This window comes from Serratia sp. 121840015-1 (genome assembly GCF_053627655.1).
Map to the genome: position 1 here is coordinate 1,785,241 of NZ_JBSEYF010000001.1, position 22,391 is coordinate 1,807,631.

Below are 22,391 nucleotides of genomic sequence, written 5' to 3' on the forward strand. Positions count from 1 at the left end.
CCCGGTTGTCCGCCGTTCGCATTACAGCGCAGGAGAATCCCGCATGAGCAATACCCTATACGAACGCTACCAACAGGCTAAAATCGATCACCCCGGCAAATACGCCCGCGATCTGGCGGCGATCCTCGGCGTCAGCGAAGCGGAGCTAACGCACGCCCGCGTCGGCCACGACACTCGCCGCCTGCAGGCCGACGCGCGCACCCTGCTGACCGAGCTTGAGCAGGTCGGCGTCACCAAGTCCATCACCCGCAACAGCTATGCGGTGCATGAGCAGATGGGCCGCTACCGCAACCAGCACCTCAACGGCCACGCCGGGCTGATCCTCAACCCGCGCGAGCTGGATCTGCGCCTGTTCCTCAACCACTGGACCAGCGTTTTCGCCATGAGCGAAACCAACAAGCGCGGCGTGCGCCACAGCATCCAGTTCTTCGACCAACAGGGCGATGCGCTGCACAAGGTCTACACCACCGAAGAGACCGATCTGCCGGCCTGGATGGCACTGGTGGAACGCCACCTGAGCGAAGAAAATCCGGCGCTGGCGCTGCAGCCCGCCGAGGCGAGCACTGCGGATGAAACGACGCAAGATCATGCAAAAATCGACGGTGAATGGCGCGCGATGACCGACGTTCACCAGTTCTTCCAGCTGCTCAGCCGCAACAAACTGACGCGCCAGCAGGCGTTCCGCGCCGTCGGCGACGATCTGGCCTATCAGGTGGACAACAGCGCGCTGTCGCAGCTGCTGGAAGCGGCGCAGCAGCAGCAAAACGAGATCATGATCTTCGTCGGCAACCGCGGCTGCGTGCAGATCTTCACCGGCCAGATCGAACGTTTGATGCCGCAGGAAGGCTGGATCAACGTGTTCAACCGCCGCTTCACGCTGCACCTGATCGAAGACGCCATCGCCGAAAGCTGGATCACCCGCAAACCGACCAAGGACGGCATCGTCACCAGCCTGGAGCTGTTCGCCGCCGATGGCACGCAGATTGCGCAGCTGTATGGCCAGCGTACCGAAGGGCAGCCGGAACAAACCCAGTGGCGCGAGCAGGTTGCCGCGCTCGCCGCCAAGGACATCGCCGCATGAAATCTTCCTTGATCCGCCGCCTGGCGTTGATGATGTCGCTGGCGCTGCCGCTCACCGCTGCGGCGGCGCAGCGCATCGTCTCGATCGGCGGCGACGTGACGGAAATCGCCTTCGCGCTCGGCGCCGGCGACGAGGTGATCGCCCGCGACAGCACCAGTCTGCATCCGGAAGCGGTGAAAAAGCTGCCGGACGTCGGCTATATGCGCCAGCTGAACGCCGAAGGCATTTTGGCGCTGAAGCCGACGCTGGTGCTGACAACCGAGCTGGCACAGCCGGCGCTGGTGCTCAAACAGCTGGCGGACAGCGGCGTCAACGTGGTCAGCGTGCCGGGTGACACCACCCTGCAGGCGGTGCCGCAGAAAATCGCTACGATTGCCGCTGCGCTGCAGCGCGTTGAGCAAGGCAAACAGCTGAGCGAGCGCTATCGACAACAGCTGGCGGCGGTCGATACCTCCCCGCTGCCGGTCAAGGTGCTGTTCGTGATGAGCCACGGCGGCATCACGCCGATGGCCGCCGGGCAACACACCGCCGCCGACGCGGTGATTGCCGCCGCCGGCCTGAAAAACGCCATGCAGGGCTTTGACCGCTACCGTCCGCTGTCGCAGGAAGGCGTCATCGCCAGCGCGCCGGATCTGTTGCTGGTCACTACCGACGGCGTGCGCACCCTCGGCGGCGAACAGCAGCTGTGGACGCTGCCGGGCCTGGCGTTGACACCGGCAGGCAAGCAACGCCGCGTGCTGATCGTCGATGACATGGCGCTGCTGGGCTTCGGTCTGGAAACGCCGGCGGCGCTGGCCAAACTGCGCCACGCGGCGGAGCAAAAGTAATGCGCTGTCGCACCTCGCCTCAGCTGGCCATCATCGGTCTGCTGGTGTTGCTGACGCTGCTGGCGCTGGTCGCCGCCAACCTGGGCGCGCTGACGCTGTCGTTTCGCACCCTGTGGCGCGAACCTTTCAGCGATGCCGCCTGGCACATCTGGTTGAACATCCGCCTGCCGCGCGTGCTGCTGGCGGTGGTGATCGGCTGCGCGCTGGCGGTATCCGGTGCGGTGATGCAGGGGCTGTTCCGCAACCCGCTGGCGGATCCGAGCCTGCTGGGCATCAGCAGCGGCGGCGCGCTGTTTGTCGCTCTGTTCATCGTGATGCCGCTGGCGTTGCCGGTGACGATCGCGCTGTACGGCCATATGCTGGCGGCGTTCCTGGGCAGCCTGCTGGTATCGCTATTGATCTACGGCATCAGCCGCAGCGGGCACGGCAATCTGTCACGGCTGCTGCTGGCGGGCATCGCCATCAACGCCCTGTGCATGGCGGCCATCGGCGTGCTCTCTTACGTCAGCAGCGATCAACAGCTGCGCCAGTTCTCGCTATGGATGATGGGCAGCCTCAGCCAGTCACAGTGGCCGACGCTGGCGGTTTCCGCCTCGCTGATCCTGCCTACGGCGCTGCTGACGCTGCTGCAGGCGCGCCGGCTGAACCTGTTGCAGCTGGGGGACGAAGAGGCCCACTACCTCGGGGTGAACGTCCAGCGCGCCAAGTTGCAGCTGCTGTTGCTGAGCGCCTTGCTGATCGGCGCGGCGGTAGCGATGAGCGGCGTGATCGGCTTTGTCGGTTTGGTGGTGCCGCATCTGGTGCGCATGCGCCTCGGCGGCGATCATCGTTGGCTGCTGCCCTGCTCCGCGCTGGGCGGCGCCTGCCTACTGCTGGTCAGCGATACGCTGGCGCGCACGCTGGTGGCGCCGGCCGAAATGCCGGTGGGGTTGATGACCAGCCTGATCGGCGGTCCTTACTTTTTATGGCTGGTGATGCGCCAGCGGGAGCGAACCGGTGGATAACGCCGCCTGCCTGACAGCCAGAGAGCTGCGCTACAGCCTCGGTGCGCGCCGCTTGATCAACGACGTTTCGCTCAGCCTCGCCGGCGGCGAAATGGTGGCGATTATCGGCCCTAACGGCGCCGGCAAATCGACGCTGCTGCGCTTGCTGACCGGCTATTTGACGCCGGACTGCGGCGAATGTCGCCTGCTTGATCGCCCGCTGGAACAGTGGGCGCCGCAGCAGTTGGCCAAAGTCCGAGCCGTGATGCGCCAGTACAGCGATCTGGCGTTTCCGTTCAGCGTGGAGGAAGTGGTCAGCATGGGGCGGGCGCCGCACGGCAAACGCGACGAGCATCAGGCGATCCAACAGGTGATGGCGCAGACCGATTGTCTGGCGCTGGCGCAGCGCGACTACCGCCAACTGTCCGGCGGCGAACAGCAGCGGGTACAGCTGGCGCGGGTGTTGGCGCAGCTGTGGCAACCGCAGCCGTCTCCCGCCTGGCTATTTCTCGACGAGCCGACCTCCGCGCTGGATCTGTACCACCAGCAGCACACCCTGCGCCTGCTGCGCTCGCTGACGCGCCAACAGCCGCTGGGCGTCTGCTGCGTGCTGCACGATCTTAATCTGGCCGCGCTGTACGCCGATAGGATCCTGCTGCTGCATCAGGGGCGTCTGGTGGCGAGCGGCACGCCGCAGGAGGTGTTGCAGACGGAGATCCTCACCCGCTGGTATCAGGCCGATCTCGGCGTGGTGCATCATCCCGAAGTGTCGCTGCCGCAGGTCTACCTGCGTCAATAACGTCAAGGGCGCCATTAAGCGCCCTTTTTTCATCTCAGCTGGAGCAGGAAATCTCCAGATGTTTGCCCCAGTCCGGCGGCAGCACGGCGAGATCGTCATATTCCGGCGCATCGTCGAACGGCCGCAGCAGGGCCTGATGCAACCGCTGCAAACGGCCCACGTCGTCTTGCTCCGCGTCTTCAATCGCCTGCTGCGCCAGATAGTTGCGCAGGATCAGGCGCGGGTTCACCGCCTTCATCGCCCGTTGCCGTTCCTCATCGCTCACCTGCTCCTGCTGCAAACGCTGACGATACTGCTGATACCAGGAATCGAACGCCGCGCGGTCGATAAACTCGTCGCGCAGCGGCGACTGCGCCTGTTGCTGTTCAGTGTCGCTCAACAGGCGGAACGTGCGGGTATAGTCCCGCCCTTCCTGCGCCATCAGGCTCAACAGCCCGGTGAGCACGTCATTGTCCTGCGCCGTCGGCGTGAAGAAGCCGAGTTTGGCGCGCATCTGTTCGCCGTAGGCGCGCATCAGCGCCGGTTCATACGCCGCCAGCGCCTGCTGCAGCTGTTCAGTGGTCATCAGCCCCGACAGGGTCTGCGCCAGGCGATGCAGGTTCCACAGCGCCACCGCCGGCTGATTGTCGAAGGCGTAACGCCCCTGATGGTCGGAGTGATTGCAGATATAACCGGGCTGATAGTCATCGAGGAAGCCGTAAGGGCCGTAGTCAATGGTGATGCCGAGAATCGACATGTTGTCGGTGTTCATCACGCCGTGAGCGAAACCGACGGTTTGCCAATGGGCGATCAGGCGCGCCGTCCGTTCCACCACGTCGGTAAACCACAGCAGGTAACGTTCAGCCTGATCCTGCAGCTGCGGCCAGTGACGGGCAATGACGAAATCCGCCAGCTGCCGCACCTGCTCCGGCTGTTTGCGGTAGTAAAAGTGCTCGAAGTGGCCGAAGCGCACGTGGCTTTCCGCCACCCGCATCAGCATGGCGCCGCGTTCCGGCTGCTCGCGGAACACCGGCTGCCGGCTGGTCACGATGGTCAACGCCCGGGTGGTCGGGATCCCCAGATGATGCAGCGCCTCGGAGGCCAGAAACTCGCGGATCACCGAGCGCAGCACCGCGCGGCCGTCCCCCATACGCGAATATGGCGTCAGCCCGGCGCCCTTCAGGTGCCAGTCGCGGTGGCTGCCGTCCGCCAGGACCTGTTCGCCCAGTAAAATGCCGCGGCCATCCCCCAGCTGCCCGGCCCAGACGCCAAACTGGTGGCCACTGTACACCTGCGCCAACGGCTGCATGCCGGGCAGCAGCGTTTCTCCCGCCCAAATGGGGGTTTTATCCTGGGTAAACCAACTTTCATCCAGCCCCAGCTCGCGCGCCAGCGGCTCGCTGTGGTACAGCAGGCGCGCATCCTTGAGCGGCGTCGGGTTCAGGGCGGTGTAGAAACCGGGTAACTGTTGGTAGTAAGCGTTATCGAACTGCGGCATAGGCCCTCCGTTTCAGCGTAGTGTAGAGCCTGGACGGGCGGATTAACACCGAAGGAATGCAGGGAGAACGCATCCGCCTGTCGCCAGGACGGATGCGGGGAGTTTGGCGTTTCCACCTGGCGGAGGAAACGCGGTTTAACGCGGGCTGACAAAACGGTGTCATCAGCCAAAAAACGATGGCGAATAACGGCGACGGAATCACGGCAAACATCACCCCGCGCATTATTTACCTCATTGTGTGTAGTTTTTTATATCACTTCTTAATTATTGAACTCGCTGGGCTTCGCCAGCAAAGTTTGCAGATTATCCACACCAACGCTGGGCCATAAAAAACCTTGCAGGCCTAAAACACCGGCGTATCTGAGTTTATTAAAGTACTCTTTTTTCTCTATTCCTCCGACGATCACGCCTTTACACAACAGGTTGATATTCTTTAACAACGAGTCGATGACCACGTCATACCCCTGATGGGTAAACAGCTGCCAGTAAAAACGCTTGTCTATCTTTACATAGTCAAACAAACCATCATACAGCGCGGTCAAGGTGGCTTTACCGGAACCGAAATCATCGAGCCACAGCGTAAACATTTCGCTTAATCGCTGCACGTTCGGGTTGTTCTTCCCGGCCGAAAGATTCGGAAAACTCTCACTCATTTCGAATGCAATAAAAGGATATTGCCTGATCCATTGGCACAATGCCGGATCGGAAAGAATAAGTTCGACGATGGTTTCTTCGATATTGATGGTCAACTGCACGCTGTTACCGGTAAACCAGCCCGCGTGCCGCTCCGCAAGTTTCAATTGCTCATTAAATAACTCAATCCTTTGTTCAGGCGCCAATAAATTAATCCCAATTTCGGCCGGCATGGCTAAATCACCGTCGAGACTGTTGAAACGGCTCAACATTTCCACCGCCAACAGCCTGCCCTCCATTGAGTAAACAGGTTGAAAAACATAGCTACTAATAAAGTCAGCTTCGAGTTGGATGTTCATTTTAATGCCACAGGATGAATGGCTAGCGTATCATCGTATATCAATATATTTTATCGATCAATCCTTCTGGGATTAATCGGAAATATCAATGCAAATACCCATGAAATATCATTTAATTGATAGATTAAAGCTATACGACAATCGCGAAAGGCGCAAAAGAAAAGCAGCTGAACTTATGCCACCTTTCTCGCCTAACGCGTGATATGAAAAGGTATTTGGCTTAAGTGGATTGGATGACGGGCTAAATTTGACTTATCTCCGTTGTTTTATTTAAGAAAAATCTTAAATAAAGTAAAATAATCTTTCTGCCGTAACGCCGATTTTTCCTGTCGTTAACGATGACTGATTAAATTTAATAACACATCAATTCCGCCCGTTATTCTCAGCATTGAAAACGTAAAAAAATGCCCACCTTGATTTTCAGAAAATCTGCGCTACGCCCCTGCGAAACGTCGATTTCAGCGATAAAAAAAGGGATGAGCACGCTCATCCCCTTCACCATCCCATACCGGCTAACGGATCGTTTCGCTCAGCCATTGCCGCAGTTCGGTCAATTCCGCCGCCTGTTGCGGATAATCCGCCATCAGCCGATCGCAGCAAGCGGCAACGGGCTCACTGCGATACGCGCAACCCACCAGCGCTTCCGCCAGCCGTTGCAGCGGGGCGGGATTCAGGCTGTCGGTGAACACCTGCGCGCGAACAATCGTTCCCTTCTCCACGTCGAAGAACAGATCCACGCCGCCCCAGACGAAGCGCTCGTTAAGCAGATGACTGAACGCCGGCGCCTTGCCGAAATTCCATTCCCAACTGCTCTGTTTGGCGAACTGCGCGGCAAAATCGGGCAAATCGGGGAATACGTCCGGCGAAATGATCTCCGGCTCGGCCGTCTCGCCATAGTGGGCAAAAAAGGCCTGCACGATGGCTTCGCACACCTGTTCATGGCTGATACCCGGCAAAAACTCCGCCAAATTGGCGACGCGCGAACGCACCGAGGTGATGCCCTTGGCCTGCAGCTTTTTGGGATCCGGATTGAGGTAGTCCGCCAACCGCTCCAGATCGGCGTTCAGCAGCAGCGTGCCGTGGTGGAAACCACGGTCCTGGGTTTCTCGATAGGCCGAGCCGGATATTTTGCGCGGCCCGTCGGCGGTTTCCATCACCAGATCGTTGCGCCCCGACGCGCCGGCCGTGACGCCCAGCTGCCGCAGCGCTTGCAGAATGATGTCGGTCGAGACGCTTTTGTCGTAACCCGGTTTGCCGGCCATAAAGGTGAAACAGGTGTTGCCGAGGTCGTGAAATACCGCCCCACCACCGCTGCTGCGCCGCGCCAGCCGAATGCCGTCCAGCTCCATGCGCCGGGTGTTGCACTCTTTCCACGGGTTCTGCGACTGGCCGATCACCACCGTTTCGGCATTGCGCCACAGAAAGAGGATTTTTTGCGTGGTCATCTCGCGGAAGATGCATTCTTCCACCGCCAGGTTAAACCAGGGATCGTAGGAATCGGAGATCAGTAAACGCAGGCTGTTCATGGCAGGCACCGTTCAAAACACGTGATGCCGCCATGATACACCAAATCAATAGGTTAAGGCTAAATGCGTCGCGCCTGCCAGTATACCCGCTTCCAGTAGACGTTATCGAGCGAGGAGCGGATCACTCCGCGGCTGGTCGACGCGTGGATAAATTGGTCGTTGGTATCGTAAATGCCGACATGCAGGCCGTTCTCACCGCCGCCGGTTTTGAAAAACACCAGGTCGCCCGGCATCAGCTCATCACGCGAAACCTTGGTGCCCAGCGAGGTTTGCTCTTCGGTCGAACGCGGCAGCTGCATGTCGAAACGATCGCGGAACGTGCGGTAAACAAAGCCGGAACAATCTACGCCGCCGCGATCCAGGCCGCCGTAACGGTATGGCGTGCCGTACCACTGACGCAGTTGCTCGTTGAGCTGGGCCACCACCACGATAGAGTCCGCCAGGCGGCCGCTCGGCGGCGGCGCATGGCTGCTGCAGCCGGCGAGGATCAAACTGGCTAATAAAAACCACACACGCATCCGCATAATATTCCTTCATTGAACACGCTGCCGCATTATGCCAATCGGCACACCACCACCGCCTGCGAGGCGAAGCCGGCACCACGTAAGGAGAGCGCTATTTGGCGTTAATTTATCTCCCGCACGGGGAAAAAGGCAAGCGCCATGAGGGAGATAATAGCAGGATCGCCGGTTTTGACCCTATTCCGGCGATTTTGTCTCGGATTTGCTGTTAATCAGCCAGACGCCGAACAGAATAAACAGCGTGCCCAACGTTTTCAGCAGCGTAGCGGATTCGTTAAACCACGGCAGGATCACCGCCGCCAGATAGACCAGCGCGTAGCTGACGCTCAGCAGAGGATAAGCGCGGTTTAACGGCAGGTGGCGCAGCGCAAAGAACCAACACAGCATCGACAGCGCATAACCGAAGATGCCGCCGCCCACCGCCAGAAGCGGCAGCCAGTAGTCGCCGATCAACGCCAACGAGACGTCGGCGAACGACATCAGCGGGATTTGCACCATGCCCCACTTCATCAGCAACTGCGCCAGCGTCACCAGCAACACGCTGGCGGCGCCCCAGGCATAGCCCCTCATGAATGCACGCTCATCAGCAGGATCCCCAACATAATCGACGCTACGCCACACCAGTGGCGCACGGTCGTCGGCTCATGAAACAGCCAGCGCGCCGCCAGCGTCACCATCACGAAGTTCAGGCTGAGCATCGGGTAAGCCAGGCTGAGCGGCAGGCGTTGCAGCACATTGAGCCACACCGCCATGCCCAGCCCCAACAGCAGCACCGCCAGCGCCAGCCAACGCAGCGTCTGCTTCAGCCGCGCTTCGTCCGCCCGCTCCCAACAGTGCGCCGCCTGCTTCTGGCACAGCTGCCCACCGCAGGTGAGCAGGCTGACCACAATCACCAACAGAAAACCCATCATGGTTGCTGTTTATACCACATCAGCACCAGGCGATTCATGCGATCCACCTTGTCTGCGGCAGGCAGCTCCTGCGGCAGCGCTTCGCCACGGGACAGCTGCAACACCAGCGACACGTTCCCCTGCTTGCGCGCCTGCGCCAGCCACTGCGGGAAGTCGGCGTCGCTGATCAGGTGGCCCTTGGCGTCCGGATACTCCAGACCATAAGCTACCTCGCCTTTCTGGCTGTACATCAGCACGTCGCTACGCTTCAGTTCCCAGGCCAAACCGGCCGCTACCCCGACGCTGTCGGTCAGCACGTAACGGCTGTCGCCCAGCTCGGCCATCGTGGCGCGCGCGAAGTTCTGCGGCAGCTTGGAATCGGTCACCTGTTGCGGGATGGCGTAGCCGATCACCAGGCACAGCAATACCGGGCAGGCCGCCGCCCAGCGCCATTGACGGCCGTTATCGCGTGCGGAAACCAGCGCGAACAGGAGCCAGCCGCCGAAGGCGATCAGGCCGAGCACCACCTTCGGCCACTCTTGCGCGGTAAACAGATGGGCTTTCGGCAGCAGGCCGGAGCTCAACACCACCAGCGCCACGATGCCGATCAGCCCGAACAGGCCGTTCAGCCAGGCATTGGCCTTGAACAGCCTGGCGCGCAGGGTGGCGGCGTAGTCTTCCGCATAGGCGGTCATCAGCAGCGCCAGCGGCGCCATGCACGGCAGAATGTAGGTCGGCAGCTTGCCTTTGGCGATGCTGAAGAAGATCAGCGGCATCATCGCCCAGCTCAGCAGGAAGAACAGCTCCGGGCGCTGTACGCGTTCGCGCCAGCCCTTGAGCAGCGCACCGGGCAGCAGCGCCAGCCACGGCAGCACCGCCGCCAGCAGGATCGGCAGGTAATACCAGAACGGCGCCTTGTGCTGGGCGTTATCTTCGGCGAAACGCTGAATATGTTCGACCCAGAAGAAGTAATTCCAGAAATCGGGTTCACGTTGCGCGATCGCCAGCGCCCACGGCAGGCTGAGCAACGTGGCGGTCACGATCGCCACCGGGCCGTAGAACAGCAGATCCTTGATGCGACGTTGCTGGATGACGATCGGGATCACCGCGATCACCGGCACCGCCAGCGCCAGGAAGCCCTTGGTCATAAAGCCCATGCCGCAGGCCAAGCCCAATAGCGCGTAGGCGCCCAGCTTGCCTTTGACCGAGGTGGCTTTCAGCGTCAGGTAGTAGCTGACCATCGCCGCCGCCAGCCACAGCGAGATCATCGGATCCAGCACGCTGTAGGTGCCGATGCTGAACACCAGCACCATCGACAGGAATATCAGCGCCGCCAGGCTGGCGCGGCGCGCATTGCGCCACATCAGCATCGCCAGCGCGAACACCAACAGTGCGGTCATGCCGGTGCTGAACACCGAGCCGAAGCGCACCGCAAAGTTGTTTTCGCCGAACAGCCACTGGCTGATGTTATTGAACCAGTAACCCGCCACCGGCTTTTCGAAGTAGCGCAGCCCCAGCAGGTGCGGCACAACCCAATCGCCGCGCTGCAGCATTTCACGGCTGATCTCGGCATAACGCGTCTCGTCCGGCTGCCACAGCAGGCGGCCGTTAAGCGGGATCAGGTAAACCAGAGCAAAAAAAACGGCCAGCAGAATGGCCCAGGATCCTTTTAGCGCCTTCATGTAACGTCCTTCACATCGGTTTGACAGCCCAGCCAACCTTCGCGGCCGGGGAAAGGAGCACGCTTGATGCGGCCCAACGGCAGTGACGCCAAATCTTGTGGTAACAGCGCGCTAAGCGGACAGAATTCGATGCCCTGCTGCCGTGCGCGTTGCAATAACTGTTCGAACATCGCCGCTTGCGACATGCCTTCCACTTCGGTGTGAATGGTGTACACCGGCACGCCGCGATCGTTCTCGATAGCGCGCAGAATGTAGTCGTTGAAGTCGGCCATGCTGACTTCGCTGCCGATCACTTCGTCGAAGGTCGGCAACGTCACCGGGATCTGCACCGTGCCGTGACGCCCGTCGCTCAGCACCGGACGGAACGGATGGGTGCCGCGGCAATCGCTGTTGTAATGGAAGCCGAAGCGTTGCTTGACCTCCAGCACGCGCGTATCGGCACGCCAGCCCGCCACGGCGGAGCATTTCACCGGTTGGCCGGTGCTGGCGCTCAGGGCATCGACGCCCAGCTGCACCTGTTCGGTCAGCTGCGCCTCGCTCCACTTGCCGACCTTGGCCTGCCACCCCTGGTGATCCCAGGCGTGCAGCCCGACTTCATGGCCGGCTTCGGCGGTGCGCTTCATCAGCGGCCCCAACGCGCGTGAAATGTTGCGCCCCGGCCAGGCGGTGCCGGCCAGCAGAATGTCCAGGCCGTACAGCGAGGCGGCGTTCGAACGCAGCATTTTCCACAGAAATTTCGGACGCAAAAGGCGCCAAAGATGGCGCCCCATGTTGTCCGGTCCCACGCTGAAGAAGAAGCTGGCCTGAATGTCGTACTTGTCGAACAGGTCCAGCAACTGCGGCACCCCTTCACGGGTGCCGCTGAAGGTATCTACATCAACCCGCAGACCGACTTTCTTCATGCATCGTTCCCTTCCTGAACGGTAGTGCGCAGGAAGTAGTCCAGCGTATCGGCGACGGTTTGCTTCATCTCGATGGTCGGCTGCCAGCCCAGCAGGCGGTGAGCGTTCTTGATGCTCGGCGTGCGGTGCTCGACGTCCTGGTAACCTTTACCGTAGTAGCTGCTGCTCTCAACGTCCTTGAAGCCGGCAAACGGCGGGAAGCGGTCGCGCAGCGGGTGGTTGTTGAAGCTTTCCAGCAGCATTTCCGCCAGCTCGCGGATGCTCGCTTCGTTGGTCGGGTTGCCGATGTTGACGATCTGGCCGTCGCACAGGCCGTCGCGGTTCTCGATGATGCGGAACAGCGCTTCGATGCCGTCGTTGATGTCGGTGAAGCAACGTTTCTGCGCGCCGCCGTCCATCAGTTTGATCGGCGAACCTTCCACCAGGTTGAGGATCAGCTGGGTGATGGCACGGGAAGAGCCGATACGCGCGGCGTCCAGGTTATCCAGGCGCGGCCCCATCCAGTTGAATGGACGGAACAGCGTGAACTTCAGGCCTTCTTTAGCGCCGTAAGCCCAGATCACCCGATCCAGCAGCTGTTTGGAGACCGAGTAGATCCAGCGCTGTTTGTTGATTGGCCCGACGATCAGGCGCGAATGGTCTTCGTCGAACTCTTTGTCGTCGCACATGCCGTACACTTCTGAGGTGGACGGGAAGATGATGCGCTTGTTGTATTTCACGCAGTCGCGAACGATCTTCAGGTTCTCTTCGAAATCCAGCTCGAACACGCGCAGCGGGTTACGGGTGTATTCGATCGGCGTCGCGATCGCCACCAGCGGCAGCACCACGTCGCATTTCTTGATGTGATACTCGATCCACTCGGAGTGGATGCTGATGTCGCCTTCCACGAAGTGGAAACGCGGGTTGTCGAGGAAACGGCTGATGGCGTCAGAACCGATATCCAGGCCGTAGATGTCGTAGCGATCGTCACGCAGCAGGCGCTCGGTCAGGTGGTTACCGATGAAGCCGTTGACCCCGAGGATCAGCACGCGAGTGCGGCGTTTCATTACGGCGTTCGGCTTGGCGGCCAGGCGCACGTCGGTGACGATGCCCATTTCCTGCGCCAGGCGGCTGCCCTGCACGTACAGGCCGCTGTCGTTCTGACCGGCAACGATCTCCAGCGCGCCTTCGCCACAGGCGATGACCAGCGGCGAGGTGCTCAGTACGGTGCCCGGCTGCTTGTCGTGTTGGGTATCCAGCACGCGAGAGCGCCAGACGATCAGCTTGCGCTGGCCGAGGTAGCTGAAAGCACCCGGGTACGGTTCCGTTACGGCACGTACCAGGTTGTTGATCTCTTTGGCGGACTTGTGCCACAGGATCTCGCCGTCCGCTGCGGTGCGACGGCCGAAGTAGCTGGCCTGAGACTCATCCTGCTTGGTGAAGGTGGCGGTGCCGTTCTTCAGCTTCGGCAACTGCTCTTTCAATACGGCCTGCGCGGCTTCCAGCACTTTTTTGTGCAGCGTCAGCGCAGTGTCGCTGTCGGCGATGGTCACTTTCTGCTGACCGACGATGTCGCCGGCGTCCGGGCGTTTCACCATCTTGTGCAGCGTGGCGCCGGTTTCGGTTTCGCCGTTCACCAGCGCCCAGTTCACCGGGGCGCGGCCACGGTAATGCGGCAGCAGCGAACCGTGCAGGTTGAAGCCGCCCTGCGGTGCCAGCGAGAGGATCTCGTCGCTCAGCATATGGCGGTAGTAGAACGAAAAGATCACGTCCGGCTGCAGGTCGCGAATGCGGTCAACCCACAGCGGATGGTTCACGTCTTCCGGCGCATAGACCGGCAGATCCAATTCGGCGCCCAAACGGGCCACGGAGGAGAAGAAGTTGTTCTCACCAGGGTCGTCGGTGTGCGTGAATACGGCCTGCACGTCATAACCCGCCTCAGTCAGCGCTTTCAGACCTGCGCAGCCAATATCATGGTAAGCAAATACAATAGCTTTCATCATTCTTCTTCCTGAGTATTGTGGTCCTGCTGTACGCCGACCACTTTCTGAACAAAATAGCGAGGACGTGCGCGCACGTCGGTATAGATGCGGCCGATGTATTCACCCAGTAGCCCCATGCCAACAAACTGGGCGCCGATAAAGGTGAACAGCACGGCGAAGAGGGTGAACACGCCGCCGGCGGCCCATTCAGGGCCGAGCAGCAGACGCAGCGCAATCAGCACCAGCGCCAACACAAACCCGGACAGCGCCACGATGCTGCCGACCACGCTGAGCAAACGCAGCGGGGTGGTGGTCAGGCAGGTGATCAGGTCGTACATCAGGTTGATCAACTTCATCAGGCTGTACTTGGAATCGCCAAACTCGCGCTCGGCGTGACGCACGTCGATCTCGGTCGTGCGACGGGCGAAGGTGTTCGCCAGAATCGGGATAAAGGTGCTGCGTTCGTGGCAGTGCAGCATCGCCTCAACGATGTGACGACGGTAGGCGCGCAGCATGCAGCCGTAGTCCCCCATCGACTTGCCGGTGGCGCGTTGAATCATCATGTTGATCACGCGCGAAGCGCTTTTGCGGAACCAGGAGTCTTGACGGTTGGCGCGCACGGTGCCCACCACGTCATAGCCCTCTTCCGCCACGCTGACCAGACGAGGGATCTCCTCCGGCGGGTTCTGCAGATCGGCGTCCAGCGTAATCACCAGATCGCCGGTCACCTGGTTGAAACCGGCCATGATCGCCGAGTGCTGGCCATAGTTGCGGTTCAGCAAAACGGCGATGACGTGGCTGTCCGGCTTTTCCGCCGCCGCGGTCAGCATGTCCGCGGAGTTGTCGCTGCTGCCATCGTCGACGAGGATGATTTCATAAGGTTGAGATAACTGCTTGCAAGCGGCGGTAGTACGCTCCAGCAACGCCGGCAGACTTTCCTGCTCGTTGTATACCGGGATGACTATCGACACTTTTTTAATCGGTTCAACGCGAGACACGTAAAGACTCCACAACAGAAGACAAGGCATTGACCACGCGATCCACGTCGGCGTCGGTCATATCAGGGAATAGCGGTAAAGTGCATAGCCGCGCCGAGTTCCATTCGGTATTCGGCAAGGAAAGCTGCGGATAACGCTCACGGTAGAATTTCTGGGTATGCGCGGCGCGGAAATGCAGCCCGGTGCCGACGCCAACCTCTTTCAGACGCTCCATCAACCGATCGCGATCGATGCCGCAACGCTCAGGGTCGACGCGCACCATAAACAGATGCCAGGCGTGGTCATGCGGGTAATCCGGCACGCCCAACGGTTGGAACGGCGAGCCTTCCAGCGCGCTCAGGTAGCGCTGTGCCAGCACCTTGCGGCGCGCGTTCAGCTCAGCGAAGCGCGACAGCTGCACCACGGCGATCGCCGCGTGAATGTCGGACAGGTTGTATTTGTAACCCGGCTCCACCACTTCGGCCTGCGGTTTGCGGCCAAGCTGCTGACGATCGAAGGCATCGACGGCCAGACCGTGGAACTTCAGGCAACGCAGGCGATCCGCCAGCGCATCGTCGTCGGTGGCGATCAGGCCGCCCTCGGCGCAGGTCACGTTTTTAATGGCGTGGAACGAGAAAATCGCCGTGCCACGCGCGCCGACCCATTCGCCGTTGTAGCGCGTACCGACCGCATGGGCGGCGTCTTCGATCAAAGGCAGACCGTGGCGTTCGGCCACGGCGCGCAGCGCGTCCATCTGCAGAGGAGCGCCGGCGTAGTGCACCGGAACAATCGCTTTGGTTTTCGGGGTGATGGCAGCCTCGACATCGGCGGCGCTGACCATCAACGTATCACGGTCAACGTCGATCATGACCGGCGTGGCGCCCAGCAGCTCGATCATGTTGAGGGTGGAAACCCAGGTTTGCGAAGGGGTGATGACTTCGTCGCCGGGGCCGATGCCCAGCGCCATCAGCGTGATGTGCATGCCAGCCGTGGCGGAACTGACGGCGATCGCATGCTTACAGCCGAAGGTGGAACAGAAGTCGCTTTCCAGCTGCTGGTTTTGCGGCCCGGTGGTGATCCAACCGGAACGCAACACTTTCTCTACCGCGGCGATTTCTTCATCGCCGATGGCCGGACGAGAGAAAGGTAAAAATTGATCCATAGTTAACCCCAAACGTATCGAACTGCTTTTGATGACACTGTAAATCCCTTTCGTTTAACGGATATTAAACGCCAGAGAAGAATCGTTTCCGTGGATTAACTGCCAATGTAAGGCCGCAAGCTTAACTAAACCTTAAGACGAGACTTGTCATCAGTGGGTCAACTGATTGGTGGGTGCCGCCATCATCTATTTAAAATCATTATTAAAATCAATTTCTTATATTTATTAATAATTATTTACGTATTTTATTTTTGCCGAATCAAGCGTAGCACGTCATCGACGTTTTTCAAGAAAATCGATAAGAAAGTGAGAGGCAGCCCAATATTAACCGATGATTACCCGGCTATTTATATTCACTACGTTTAGTGTTCGTTTACGTTACGCTCCGCCGCCGCCGCGACTCAAGCCGTGCGGGTCATGATCCAACGCTGGTCCCCCACCCATTGCAGGTGGAAGTCCACTTCATAGATCTGCGACAGCAGCGCGGGTGCCATCACCTCACGCGTGGCCCCCTGTGCCACCAGCCGCCCGGCGTGCAGCAACCAAACCCGATCGGCCTGCTGTAAGGTATGATTCAGATCGTGCGCGCACACCAGCGCGCTGCGCCCGCTCTGGCAAAATTCCCGCAGCAGGCGATCCAGCGCGACTTTCTGCGCCACGTCCAGGCTGTTGGTCGGCTCATCCAGCAACAACAGCCGGCTGTGCGGATTGACGCTGGGCCACACCTGCAGCAACACCGCCGCCAGCCGCACCCGCTGCCATTCGCCACCGGAGAGCTGCGTCAGCATGCGTGACAGCTTATCCACCAGCTTCAGCCGCTGGCACAAATAGAGAATGGCGTGTTCCACATCGGTTTGCGCCGCTGCCGCTGGCCGGTGCAAGGCCAAATACTGGAACACCGGCATCAGCGACACCGGCGGCTGTTGCTGGCTGAGATAGCCACGCCGGCATGCCAGCGCGTTACCGGAATAATCGGCCAGCGCGCGCCCGTCCAGGCGAACCTCGCCCAGCCCCGGCAGCATGCCGGCCACCCGCGCCAGCAAGGTACTCTTCCCGGCGCCGTTTGGGCCGATCAGATGAACCTGCAACCCGCCTTCAATCTGTGCCGAAAAAGGCGCCAGGCGCCCCGCCACCCCAACCTCGACGAGTTGCAGCATCCGTCTTATCCTGCCAGCGCTTGTTTTACCGCCGCCACCAGCGCCGGATCTTCCGGCGTGGTGTCAGGCGAGAAGCGTTGGATCACCGTGCCGTCGCGCGCGATGAGGAATTTCTCGAAGTTCCACAGAATATCGCCGGCGTGCTTCGGCGCACGCCCTTTGCTGGTCATTCGCGCCAGGAACTCGCTGCCCTGCGGTGCGACAGCATCCGGCTGCGCGGCAATCAGCGCCTGGTACAGCGGATGCCGATGTTCGCCGTTCACCTCAATCTTGGCGAACATCGGGAATTGCACGCCGAAGGTGCCGCGGCAAAACGCCAGGATCTCTTCGTTGCTGCCCGGCTCCTGGCCCAAGAATTCATTGGACGGGAACCCCAAAACTTCCAGCCCCCGATCGCGATAGGTTTCGTACAGCGTTTCCAGCCCTTCATATTGCTTGGTCAGGCCGCACTCCGAGGCCACGTTGACCACCAGCAGCACCTTACCCTGATAGGCGCCCAGCGTGGTCGCCTGGTTTTCGATGGTGTGTAACGGCAGGTTGTAGATTGGCTTGCTCATCGGTTGTCATCCTTTGGTTTTTTAATGGCAGGTGAATGAAGAAAACTACCTTACGCCCTTTGTTCGGGTCAGTAACCAGATAAATAGCGGCGCCCCCAGCGTGGCGGTCACCACGCCGATCGGCAGCTCGGCCGCCAGCAGCGCAACGCGGGCGATCACATCGGCCACCAGCAACACCCCGGCTCCCGCCAGCGCGCAGGCCGGCAGCAGATAGCGCTGGTCGGTCAGGCCGGTGAGCCGCAAAATATGCGGGATCACCAACCCAACAAAGCCAATCACTCCGGCGAGCGCCACGCTGACGCCAACCAGCCAGCCGATCGCCAGCACCAGCAAATTACGCCACAGATGCAGCGACAGCCCAAGTTGCAGCGCCTGCACCTCGCCCAGCGCCATCAGGTTGAGCGCTCTGCCCTGGCCGCACAGCCACAAAAGCACCGGCAGCAGCGCCAGCACCAGCCACTTTTGCCGCCAATCGACGCCGCCGAAACCGCCCATCATCCAGTACATCAGCTGCCGCAGATCGAGGCTGGTGCTGAAATAGACCGCCCAGGTCATCAGCGCGCTGCACACAATGCCCAGCGCCACGCCAACCAGCAACAGCCGCGCATTGGTCAGGCGCCGGCGCCGAGCGAAGCCCAGCAGCAAAAAGGTCATCGCCAGCGCACCGGCTATCGCGGCGGCGCTCATCAGCGCCACCGGCAACAAACCGTGCCCTAACAGCACCGTCAACACCAGCGCGACGCCGGCGCCGTTAGCCACCCCCAGCAGACCGGGCTCCGCCAGCGGGTTTTCAAACAGCGCCTGCATCACCGCGCCCGCCACCGCCAGGGCGGCGCCGACCAGCATCACCGCCAGCGCGCGCGGTAAACGCAGTTGCCAAACGAACAGCTGCGCCCGATCGCTGAACCACGCTGACGGCCATATCCATTGGTCACCGGCGCAGAGGCTGAACAGCAACGCCACCGCCACGCCCAGCGCCAGCAGAGTGACCTGGCGCTTATCGCGGTAGCGCTGATGTTGCAACAGTAAGGTGAAAGTACGGCTGGTTGGCATGGCGCGGCGGTTCCCTGCCGGCCGCTGTCGTGGCCGGATAATTGACGTCTGAGTCGAATATTAGGGGGTTAACGCCGCAAGGGGAAGCCTTGCGTAGGCGATGGCGCAGGAAAGCAGCGGCTGGCCCTGCCCGTCATCACCATGATGATGGCAAAACCAGCCGCCGATAAACTCAGGGATTAACGATGCGGGCCGGCGTTGCCCGGTGGATAAGGCTGACCGCGGCCGTCATCGCGCCGGTCATGGTCACCCCGATCGTCATGACGGCGGTCGCGATTATCGCGATCGCCATGGAACGGATTGCCGCTGCGCTCCGGCTCGCGATGCTCATAACCACGCGGCGGCGAAGGTTGCCAGCGTCCGCCGTCCCAGTACAAACCGCGCGCATTGCGCTCACCCAGACCGCGGCCCTGGTGCGCATGCCACCACTGCGGTGGACGCCAGTCGTAGCCATCCCAGTAGTAGCCGCGACGGTCCTGATCCCCCAGATGCAGGGAAACGCCCGGCACGTTGATATCGACGGACACATCGGCCTGCGCCGCCAGCGGCAGCAACAGCGGGAAACACACCAGCAACAGGATCTTTTTCATTTTACCTTCTCACTCTATTTTTCTTGCTGCAGTGGTTATATCAGCGTGCTTATTTAACGACTATCTCATCGATGCCTATTTTCAGATCGTTTTCGACGGCCTTACACAATCCCTACACTGTTTGCCGCCGCCTTTAATTATCATAACCACTGACAAGGTTTAACGAATAACTGACGTCTCTCAGACCGCAAGACAATTATAATTAAATGGATTCCCACCGGAGGATAATAAGATGATTAAACGTATCGGTATGTTGCTGGCCGTTGTGGCCCTAGCCTCAAGCCTCAGCGCCTGCTGCTGGGGCCCGCACTGGGGTGGAGGCCACCGCGGCGACGGCCCAGGCCATTATTATGGCCGTTATTGAAATGACAAATAAGGCCACCCATCAAATGAAATAAGATATAAGAATATTCCACAAATAATATTAAATAAATTTTCGCCGTAGTGCTTTAATGAATAAATTTAATTCTTACATTGCCCATTAGGAATAAACTGAATTTTCCCAAAAAAAAGAAAAAGGCCGCGCAAGCGGCCTTTTTTGATGTCACGTCACTCACCCTTTCGGGCTGGCGTTTTCTACCCGGCTTTTCAGCTTCTGCCCCGGACGGAAGGTCACCACGCGGCGCGCCGTAATCGGAATGTCTTCGCCGGTCTTCGGGTTACGCCCCGGACGTTGGTTCTTGTCACGCAGATCAAAGTTGCCAAAACCCGACAGTTTTACCTGTTCGCCATTCTCAAGGGCCCGACGGACCTCTTCAAAGAACAGTTCCACCAGGTCTTTGGCGTCCCGTTTGCTAAGCCCAAGCTTCTCAAACAGGTGTTCTGACATTTCAGCTTTAGTAAGCGCCATAGGTTCAATCCCTCAAGGATGCTTGGAATCGCTGTTTTAGAGCCTCTACGCATTTTGCAACGGTAGCGGCTATCTCCTCTTCTTCCAGTGTACGAGCGGTATCCTGCAATACCAGACTGATAGCCAGGCTCTTGTCACCTTCTGCCACGCCCTTGCCACGGTACACGTCAAACAAGTTTACGCCAACTACCTGATTTGCGCCAACTTTCTTACACTCGGCCAAAATATCTTCTGCGGGGACGTTTTCAGCCACCACAACGGCGATATCACGGCGGTTTGCCGGGAAGCGCGAAATCTCCCGCGCCTGAGGCACGGCGCGGCTCGCAAGCTTGTTCCACTCCAGTTCAAACACCACAGTGCGGCCGTTAAGATCCAGTTTACGTTCAAGTTCCGGGTGAACCACACCAATGAAACCTACGCGTTCGCCGTGCAAATAAATCGCCGCACTTTGCCCTGGATGCAGGGCCGGATTGGCTTCCGCCCGGAACTGAATTTCGGATAATTTACCGGTCAGCTCGAGGACAGACTCCAGATCCCCTTTTAAATCATAGAAGTCGACGGGCTTGCGCGCCAGATCCCAATGCTCATCGTGCGTATGGCCAGCGATCACGCCTGCCAGCATGACATCCTGACGGATACCCAGATCTGCCGCACTATCAGGCACAAAGCGCAGGCCGCTTTCGAACAGGCGCAGGCGCGTCTGCTGGCGGTTCTGGTTATACACCACCGCAGACAACAGGCCGGTCCACAGCGACAGACGCATCGCCGACATCTCGACCGAAATCGGGCTCGGCAGGATCAGCGCTTCTTCATTCGGATGCAGCAATGCCTGCACTTTCGGATCGACGAAGCTGTAGGTGATCGCTTCCTGGTAGCCGTGATCGACCAGCATGGTCTTCACGCGCTTGAGCGTCAGATCGGCTTCGCGATGCTGGGTCATCACCAGATCGGCACGAACCGGCACATCCGGGATGTTGTCGTAGCCGTAAATGCGCGCCACTTCTTCCACCAGGTCCTCTTCGATCTCCATATCGAAACGCCAGCTCGGCGCGACCGCTTGCCAGCTGTCGCCCTGTTCGGTTACCTGGCAACCCAGGCGGCGCAGAATGTCGCTAACCTGCTCGCTCGGCACCACGTGGCCGATCAGGCGATCCAGCTTCTCGCGGCGCAGCGTGATGGTAGCGCGCTTCGGCAGTTCGTTTTCATCGGTCACGTCGATAACCGGGCCGGCCTGGCCGCCGCAGATGTCGAGCAGCAGGCGCGTAGCGCGCTCCATCGCTTTGTACTGCAGCGCCGGATCGACGCCGCGCTCATAGCGGTGAGAAGCATCGGTGTGCAGGCCGTGACGGCGTGCGCGACCGGTGATCGACAGCGGGCTGAAGAAGGCGCACTCCAGCAGCACGTCCTGAGTTTCCCCGTTGACGCCGGAATGCTCGCCGCCGAAGATGCCGCCCATCGCCAGCGCTTTTTGATGATCGGCGATCACTAAGGTGTCGGCGTTCAGTTTGGCTTCGCTGCCGTCCAGCAGCGTCAAGGTTTCCCCTTCTTCCGCCATGCGCACCACGATGCCGCCGTCGATGCGGCTCAGATCGAAGGCGTGCATCGGCTGCCCAAGCTCCAGCAGCACATAGTTGGTGACGTCAACCACGGCATCGATAGAACGGATACCGCAGCGACGCAGTTTTTCACGCATCCACAGCGGGGTTGGCGCCTTAACGTCGATGCCTTTCACTACGCGGCCCAGATAGCGTGGGCACGCCTGCGGCGCGTCAACGCGGATCGGCAGCGTGGCGTCGATGGTGGCAGCTACCGGGCTCATGTCCGGCTCGGTCAGCGCAACCTGGTTCAGTACGCCCACGTCGCGCGCAACGCCGATGATGCCCAGGCAGTCGGCGCGGTTCGGGGTAACGCTGATCTCGATGGTGTTGTCGTTCAGTTTCAGATAGTCGCGGATGTCGGTGCCGATCGGCGCATCCAGCGGCAGCTCAATGATACCGTCATGATCGTCGGAAATACCCAGCTCGGAGAACGAGCACAGCATGCCTTCCGAAGGTTCGCCGCGCAGCTTGGCGGCCTTGATTTTGAAATCGCCCGGCAGCACCGCGCCCACGGTGGCGACCGCCACTTTCAGGCCGGTACGGCAGTTCGGCGCGCCGCAGACGATGTCGAGCAGGCGATCACCGCCTACGTTAACCTTGGTAACGCGCAGTTTGTCGGCGTTCGGATGCTGGCCACACTCGACCACCTCGCCCACGACGACGCCGTTAAACGCGCCGGCAACCGGATCCACGCCGTCCACTTCCAGGCCGGCCATGGTGATTTGATCGGATAATGCTTCGCTGCTGATGGCCGGGTTTACCCACTCGCGCAACCAGAGTTCACTGAATTTCATGTGATATTCCCG

General features: G+C 60.2%; 21 protein-coding genes. 4 read left to right on the top strand and 17 right to left on the bottom strand.

What is annotated here, in order from left to right; all coding sequences use genetic code 11:
* The first annotated feature begins 43 nt into the window (after positions 1-43).
* Genes ACUXAC_RS08600 through ACUXAC_RS08615 form a run of 4 tightly spaced genes read left to right on the top strand, consistent with a single transcriptional unit; the run spans position 44 to position 3,690 of the window.
* The gene (locus ACUXAC_RS08600; protein ID WP_049271968.1) at positions 44-1,081 is read left to right on the top strand and encodes a hemin-degrading factor; all 1,038 of its coding nucleotides are present in this window, start codon (positions 44-46) and stop codon (positions 1,079-1,081) included.
* Positions 1,078-1,908 carry a heme/hemin ABC transporter substrate-binding protein gene (locus ACUXAC_RS08605; RefSeq protein ID WP_033638352.1) on the top strand — a complete coding sequence of 277 codons (831 nt, stop codon included), beginning with the start codon at positions 1,078-1,080 and terminating at the stop codon, positions 1,906-1,908. Before ACUXAC_RS08600 ends, ACUXAC_RS08605 begins: the two co-directional genes overlap by 4 nt.
* A complete protein-coding gene (locus ACUXAC_RS08610; protein WP_016927948.1) occupies positions 1,908-2,912 on the top strand; it encodes a FecCD family ABC transporter permease in 1,005 nt (334 codons plus the stop codon). Before ACUXAC_RS08605 ends, ACUXAC_RS08610 begins: the two co-directional genes overlap by 1 nt.
* Positions 2,905-3,690, top strand: a complete 786-nt coding sequence (locus tag ACUXAC_RS08615) for a heme ABC transporter ATP-binding protein (protein ID WP_049198604.1) — start codon at positions 2,905-2,907, stop codon at positions 3,688-3,690. The genes ACUXAC_RS08610 and ACUXAC_RS08615 overlap by 8 nt, the downstream gene beginning before the upstream one ends.
* Positions 3,691-3,724: 34 nt before the next feature.
* Here the strand turns inward: ACUXAC_RS08615 and ACUXAC_RS08620 are convergent, their stop codons facing one another.
* The 17 genes from ACUXAC_RS08620 to pheT all read right to left on the bottom strand — a co-directional run bounded on the left by ACUXAC_RS08620 (position 3,725) and on the right by pheT (position 22,379).
* Positions 3,725-5,167, bottom strand: coding sequence for a protein adenylyltransferase SelO (locus ACUXAC_RS08620; protein ID WP_060440068.1), 1,443 nt, complete (start codon positions 5,165-5,167; stop codon positions 3,725-3,727).
* A gap of 260 nt (positions 5,168-5,427) precedes the next feature.
* Positions 5,428-6,159 (bottom strand): EAL domain-containing protein, encoded by a 732-nt coding sequence (locus tag ACUXAC_RS08625; protein ID WP_087763499.1) that lies wholly within the window; start codon positions 6,157-6,159, stop codon positions 5,428-5,430.
* A 512-nt stretch (positions 6,160-6,671) separates the two neighbouring features.
* Positions 6,672-7,685, bottom strand: a complete 1,014-nt coding sequence (locus ACUXAC_RS08630; RefSeq protein WP_421115190.1) for a lipoate--protein ligase A — start codon at positions 7,683-7,685, stop codon at positions 6,672-6,674.
* A 59-nt stretch (positions 7,686-7,744) separates the two neighbouring features.
* The gene (locus ACUXAC_RS08635; protein WP_016927954.1) at positions 7,745-8,209 is read right to left on the bottom strand and encodes an NlpC/P60 family protein; all 465 of its coding nucleotides are present in this window, start codon (positions 8,207-8,209) and stop codon (positions 7,745-7,747) included.
* A 174-nt stretch (positions 8,210-8,383) separates the two neighbouring features.
* Positions 8,384-8,776, bottom strand: coding sequence for a 4-amino-4-deoxy-L-arabinose-phosphoundecaprenol flippase subunit ArnF (arnF, locus tag ACUXAC_RS08640; protein ID WP_019456018.1), 393 nt, complete (start codon positions 8,774-8,776; stop codon positions 8,384-8,386).
* Positions 8,773-9,117, bottom strand: coding sequence for a 4-amino-4-deoxy-L-arabinose-phosphoundecaprenol flippase subunit ArnE (arnE, locus tag ACUXAC_RS08645; RefSeq protein WP_060419210.1), 345 nt, complete (start codon positions 9,115-9,117; stop codon positions 8,773-8,775). Before arnE ends, arnF begins: the two co-directional genes overlap by 4 nt.
* On the bottom strand, positions 9,114-10,778 hold the full coding sequence (gene arnT, locus ACUXAC_RS08650; RefSeq protein WP_421115189.1) for a lipid IV(A) 4-amino-4-deoxy-L-arabinosyltransferase: 1,665 nt from the start codon (positions 10,776-10,778) through the stop codon (positions 9,114-9,116). Before arnT ends, arnE begins: the two co-directional genes overlap by 4 nt.
* Positions 10,775-11,680 carry a 4-deoxy-4-formamido-L-arabinose-phosphoundecaprenol deformylase gene (gene arnD / locus ACUXAC_RS08655; protein ID WP_047727670.1) on the bottom strand — a complete coding sequence of 302 codons (906 nt, stop codon included), beginning with the start codon at positions 11,678-11,680 and terminating at the stop codon, positions 10,775-10,777. Before arnD ends, arnT begins: the two co-directional genes overlap by 4 nt.
* Positions 11,677-13,659 (bottom strand): bifunctional UDP-4-amino-4-deoxy-L-arabinose formyltransferase/UDP-glucuronic acid oxidase ArnA, encoded by a 1,983-nt coding sequence (arnA, locus tag ACUXAC_RS08660; protein ID WP_060419724.1) that lies wholly within the window; start codon positions 13,657-13,659, stop codon positions 11,677-11,679. Before arnA ends, arnD begins: the two co-directional genes overlap by 4 nt.
* Positions 13,659-14,639, bottom strand: coding sequence for an undecaprenyl-phosphate 4-deoxy-4-formamido-L-arabinose transferase (gene arnC, locus ACUXAC_RS08665; protein WP_033642884.1), 981 nt, complete (start codon positions 14,637-14,639; stop codon positions 13,659-13,661). The genes arnA and arnC overlap by 1 nt, the downstream gene beginning before the upstream one ends.
* Entirely contained in the window at positions 14,626-15,780 is a 1,155-nt protein-coding gene (gene arnB / locus ACUXAC_RS08670) for a UDP-4-amino-4-deoxy-L-arabinose aminotransferase (RefSeq protein WP_060419214.1), read from the bottom strand. The genes arnC and arnB overlap by 14 nt, the downstream gene beginning before the upstream one ends.
* Before the next feature lie 401 nt (positions 15,781-16,181).
* Positions 16,182-16,937: a vitamin B12 ABC transporter ATP-binding protein BtuD gene (btuD, locus tag ACUXAC_RS08675; protein ID WP_126180500.1), complete on the bottom strand. Its 756-nt coding sequence runs from the start codon at positions 16,935-16,937 to the stop codon at positions 16,182-16,184.
* A gap of 5 nt (positions 16,938-16,942) precedes the next feature.
* Positions 16,943-17,494, bottom strand: coding sequence for a glutathione peroxidase (locus tag ACUXAC_RS08680; protein WP_180548534.1), 552 nt, complete (start codon positions 17,492-17,494; stop codon positions 16,943-16,945).
* 45 nt (positions 17,495-17,539) lie between these two features.
* A complete protein-coding gene (gene btuC, locus ACUXAC_RS08685) occupies positions 17,540-18,547 on the bottom strand; it encodes a vitamin B12 ABC transporter permease BtuC (RefSeq protein WP_454266599.1) in 1,008 nt (335 codons plus the stop codon).
* Between the two features lie 179 nt (positions 18,548-18,726).
* Positions 18,727-19,137: a DUF2502 domain-containing protein gene (locus ACUXAC_RS08690; RefSeq protein ID WP_038871079.1), complete on the bottom strand. Its 411-nt coding sequence runs from the start codon at positions 19,135-19,137 to the stop codon at positions 18,727-18,729.
* A 553-nt stretch (positions 19,138-19,690) separates the two neighbouring features.
* The gene (gene ihfA / locus ACUXAC_RS08695; RefSeq protein ID WP_004931414.1) at positions 19,691-19,987 is read right to left on the bottom strand and encodes an integration host factor subunit alpha; all 297 of its coding nucleotides are present in this window, start codon (positions 19,985-19,987) and stop codon (positions 19,691-19,693) included.
* A 4-nt stretch (positions 19,988-19,991) separates the two neighbouring features.
* Entirely contained in the window at positions 19,992-22,379 is a 2,388-nt protein-coding gene (pheT, locus tag ACUXAC_RS08700) for a phenylalanine--tRNA ligase subunit beta (RefSeq protein ID WP_342121261.1), read from the bottom strand.
* Between the last annotated feature and the right edge of the window lie 12 nt (positions 22,380-22,391).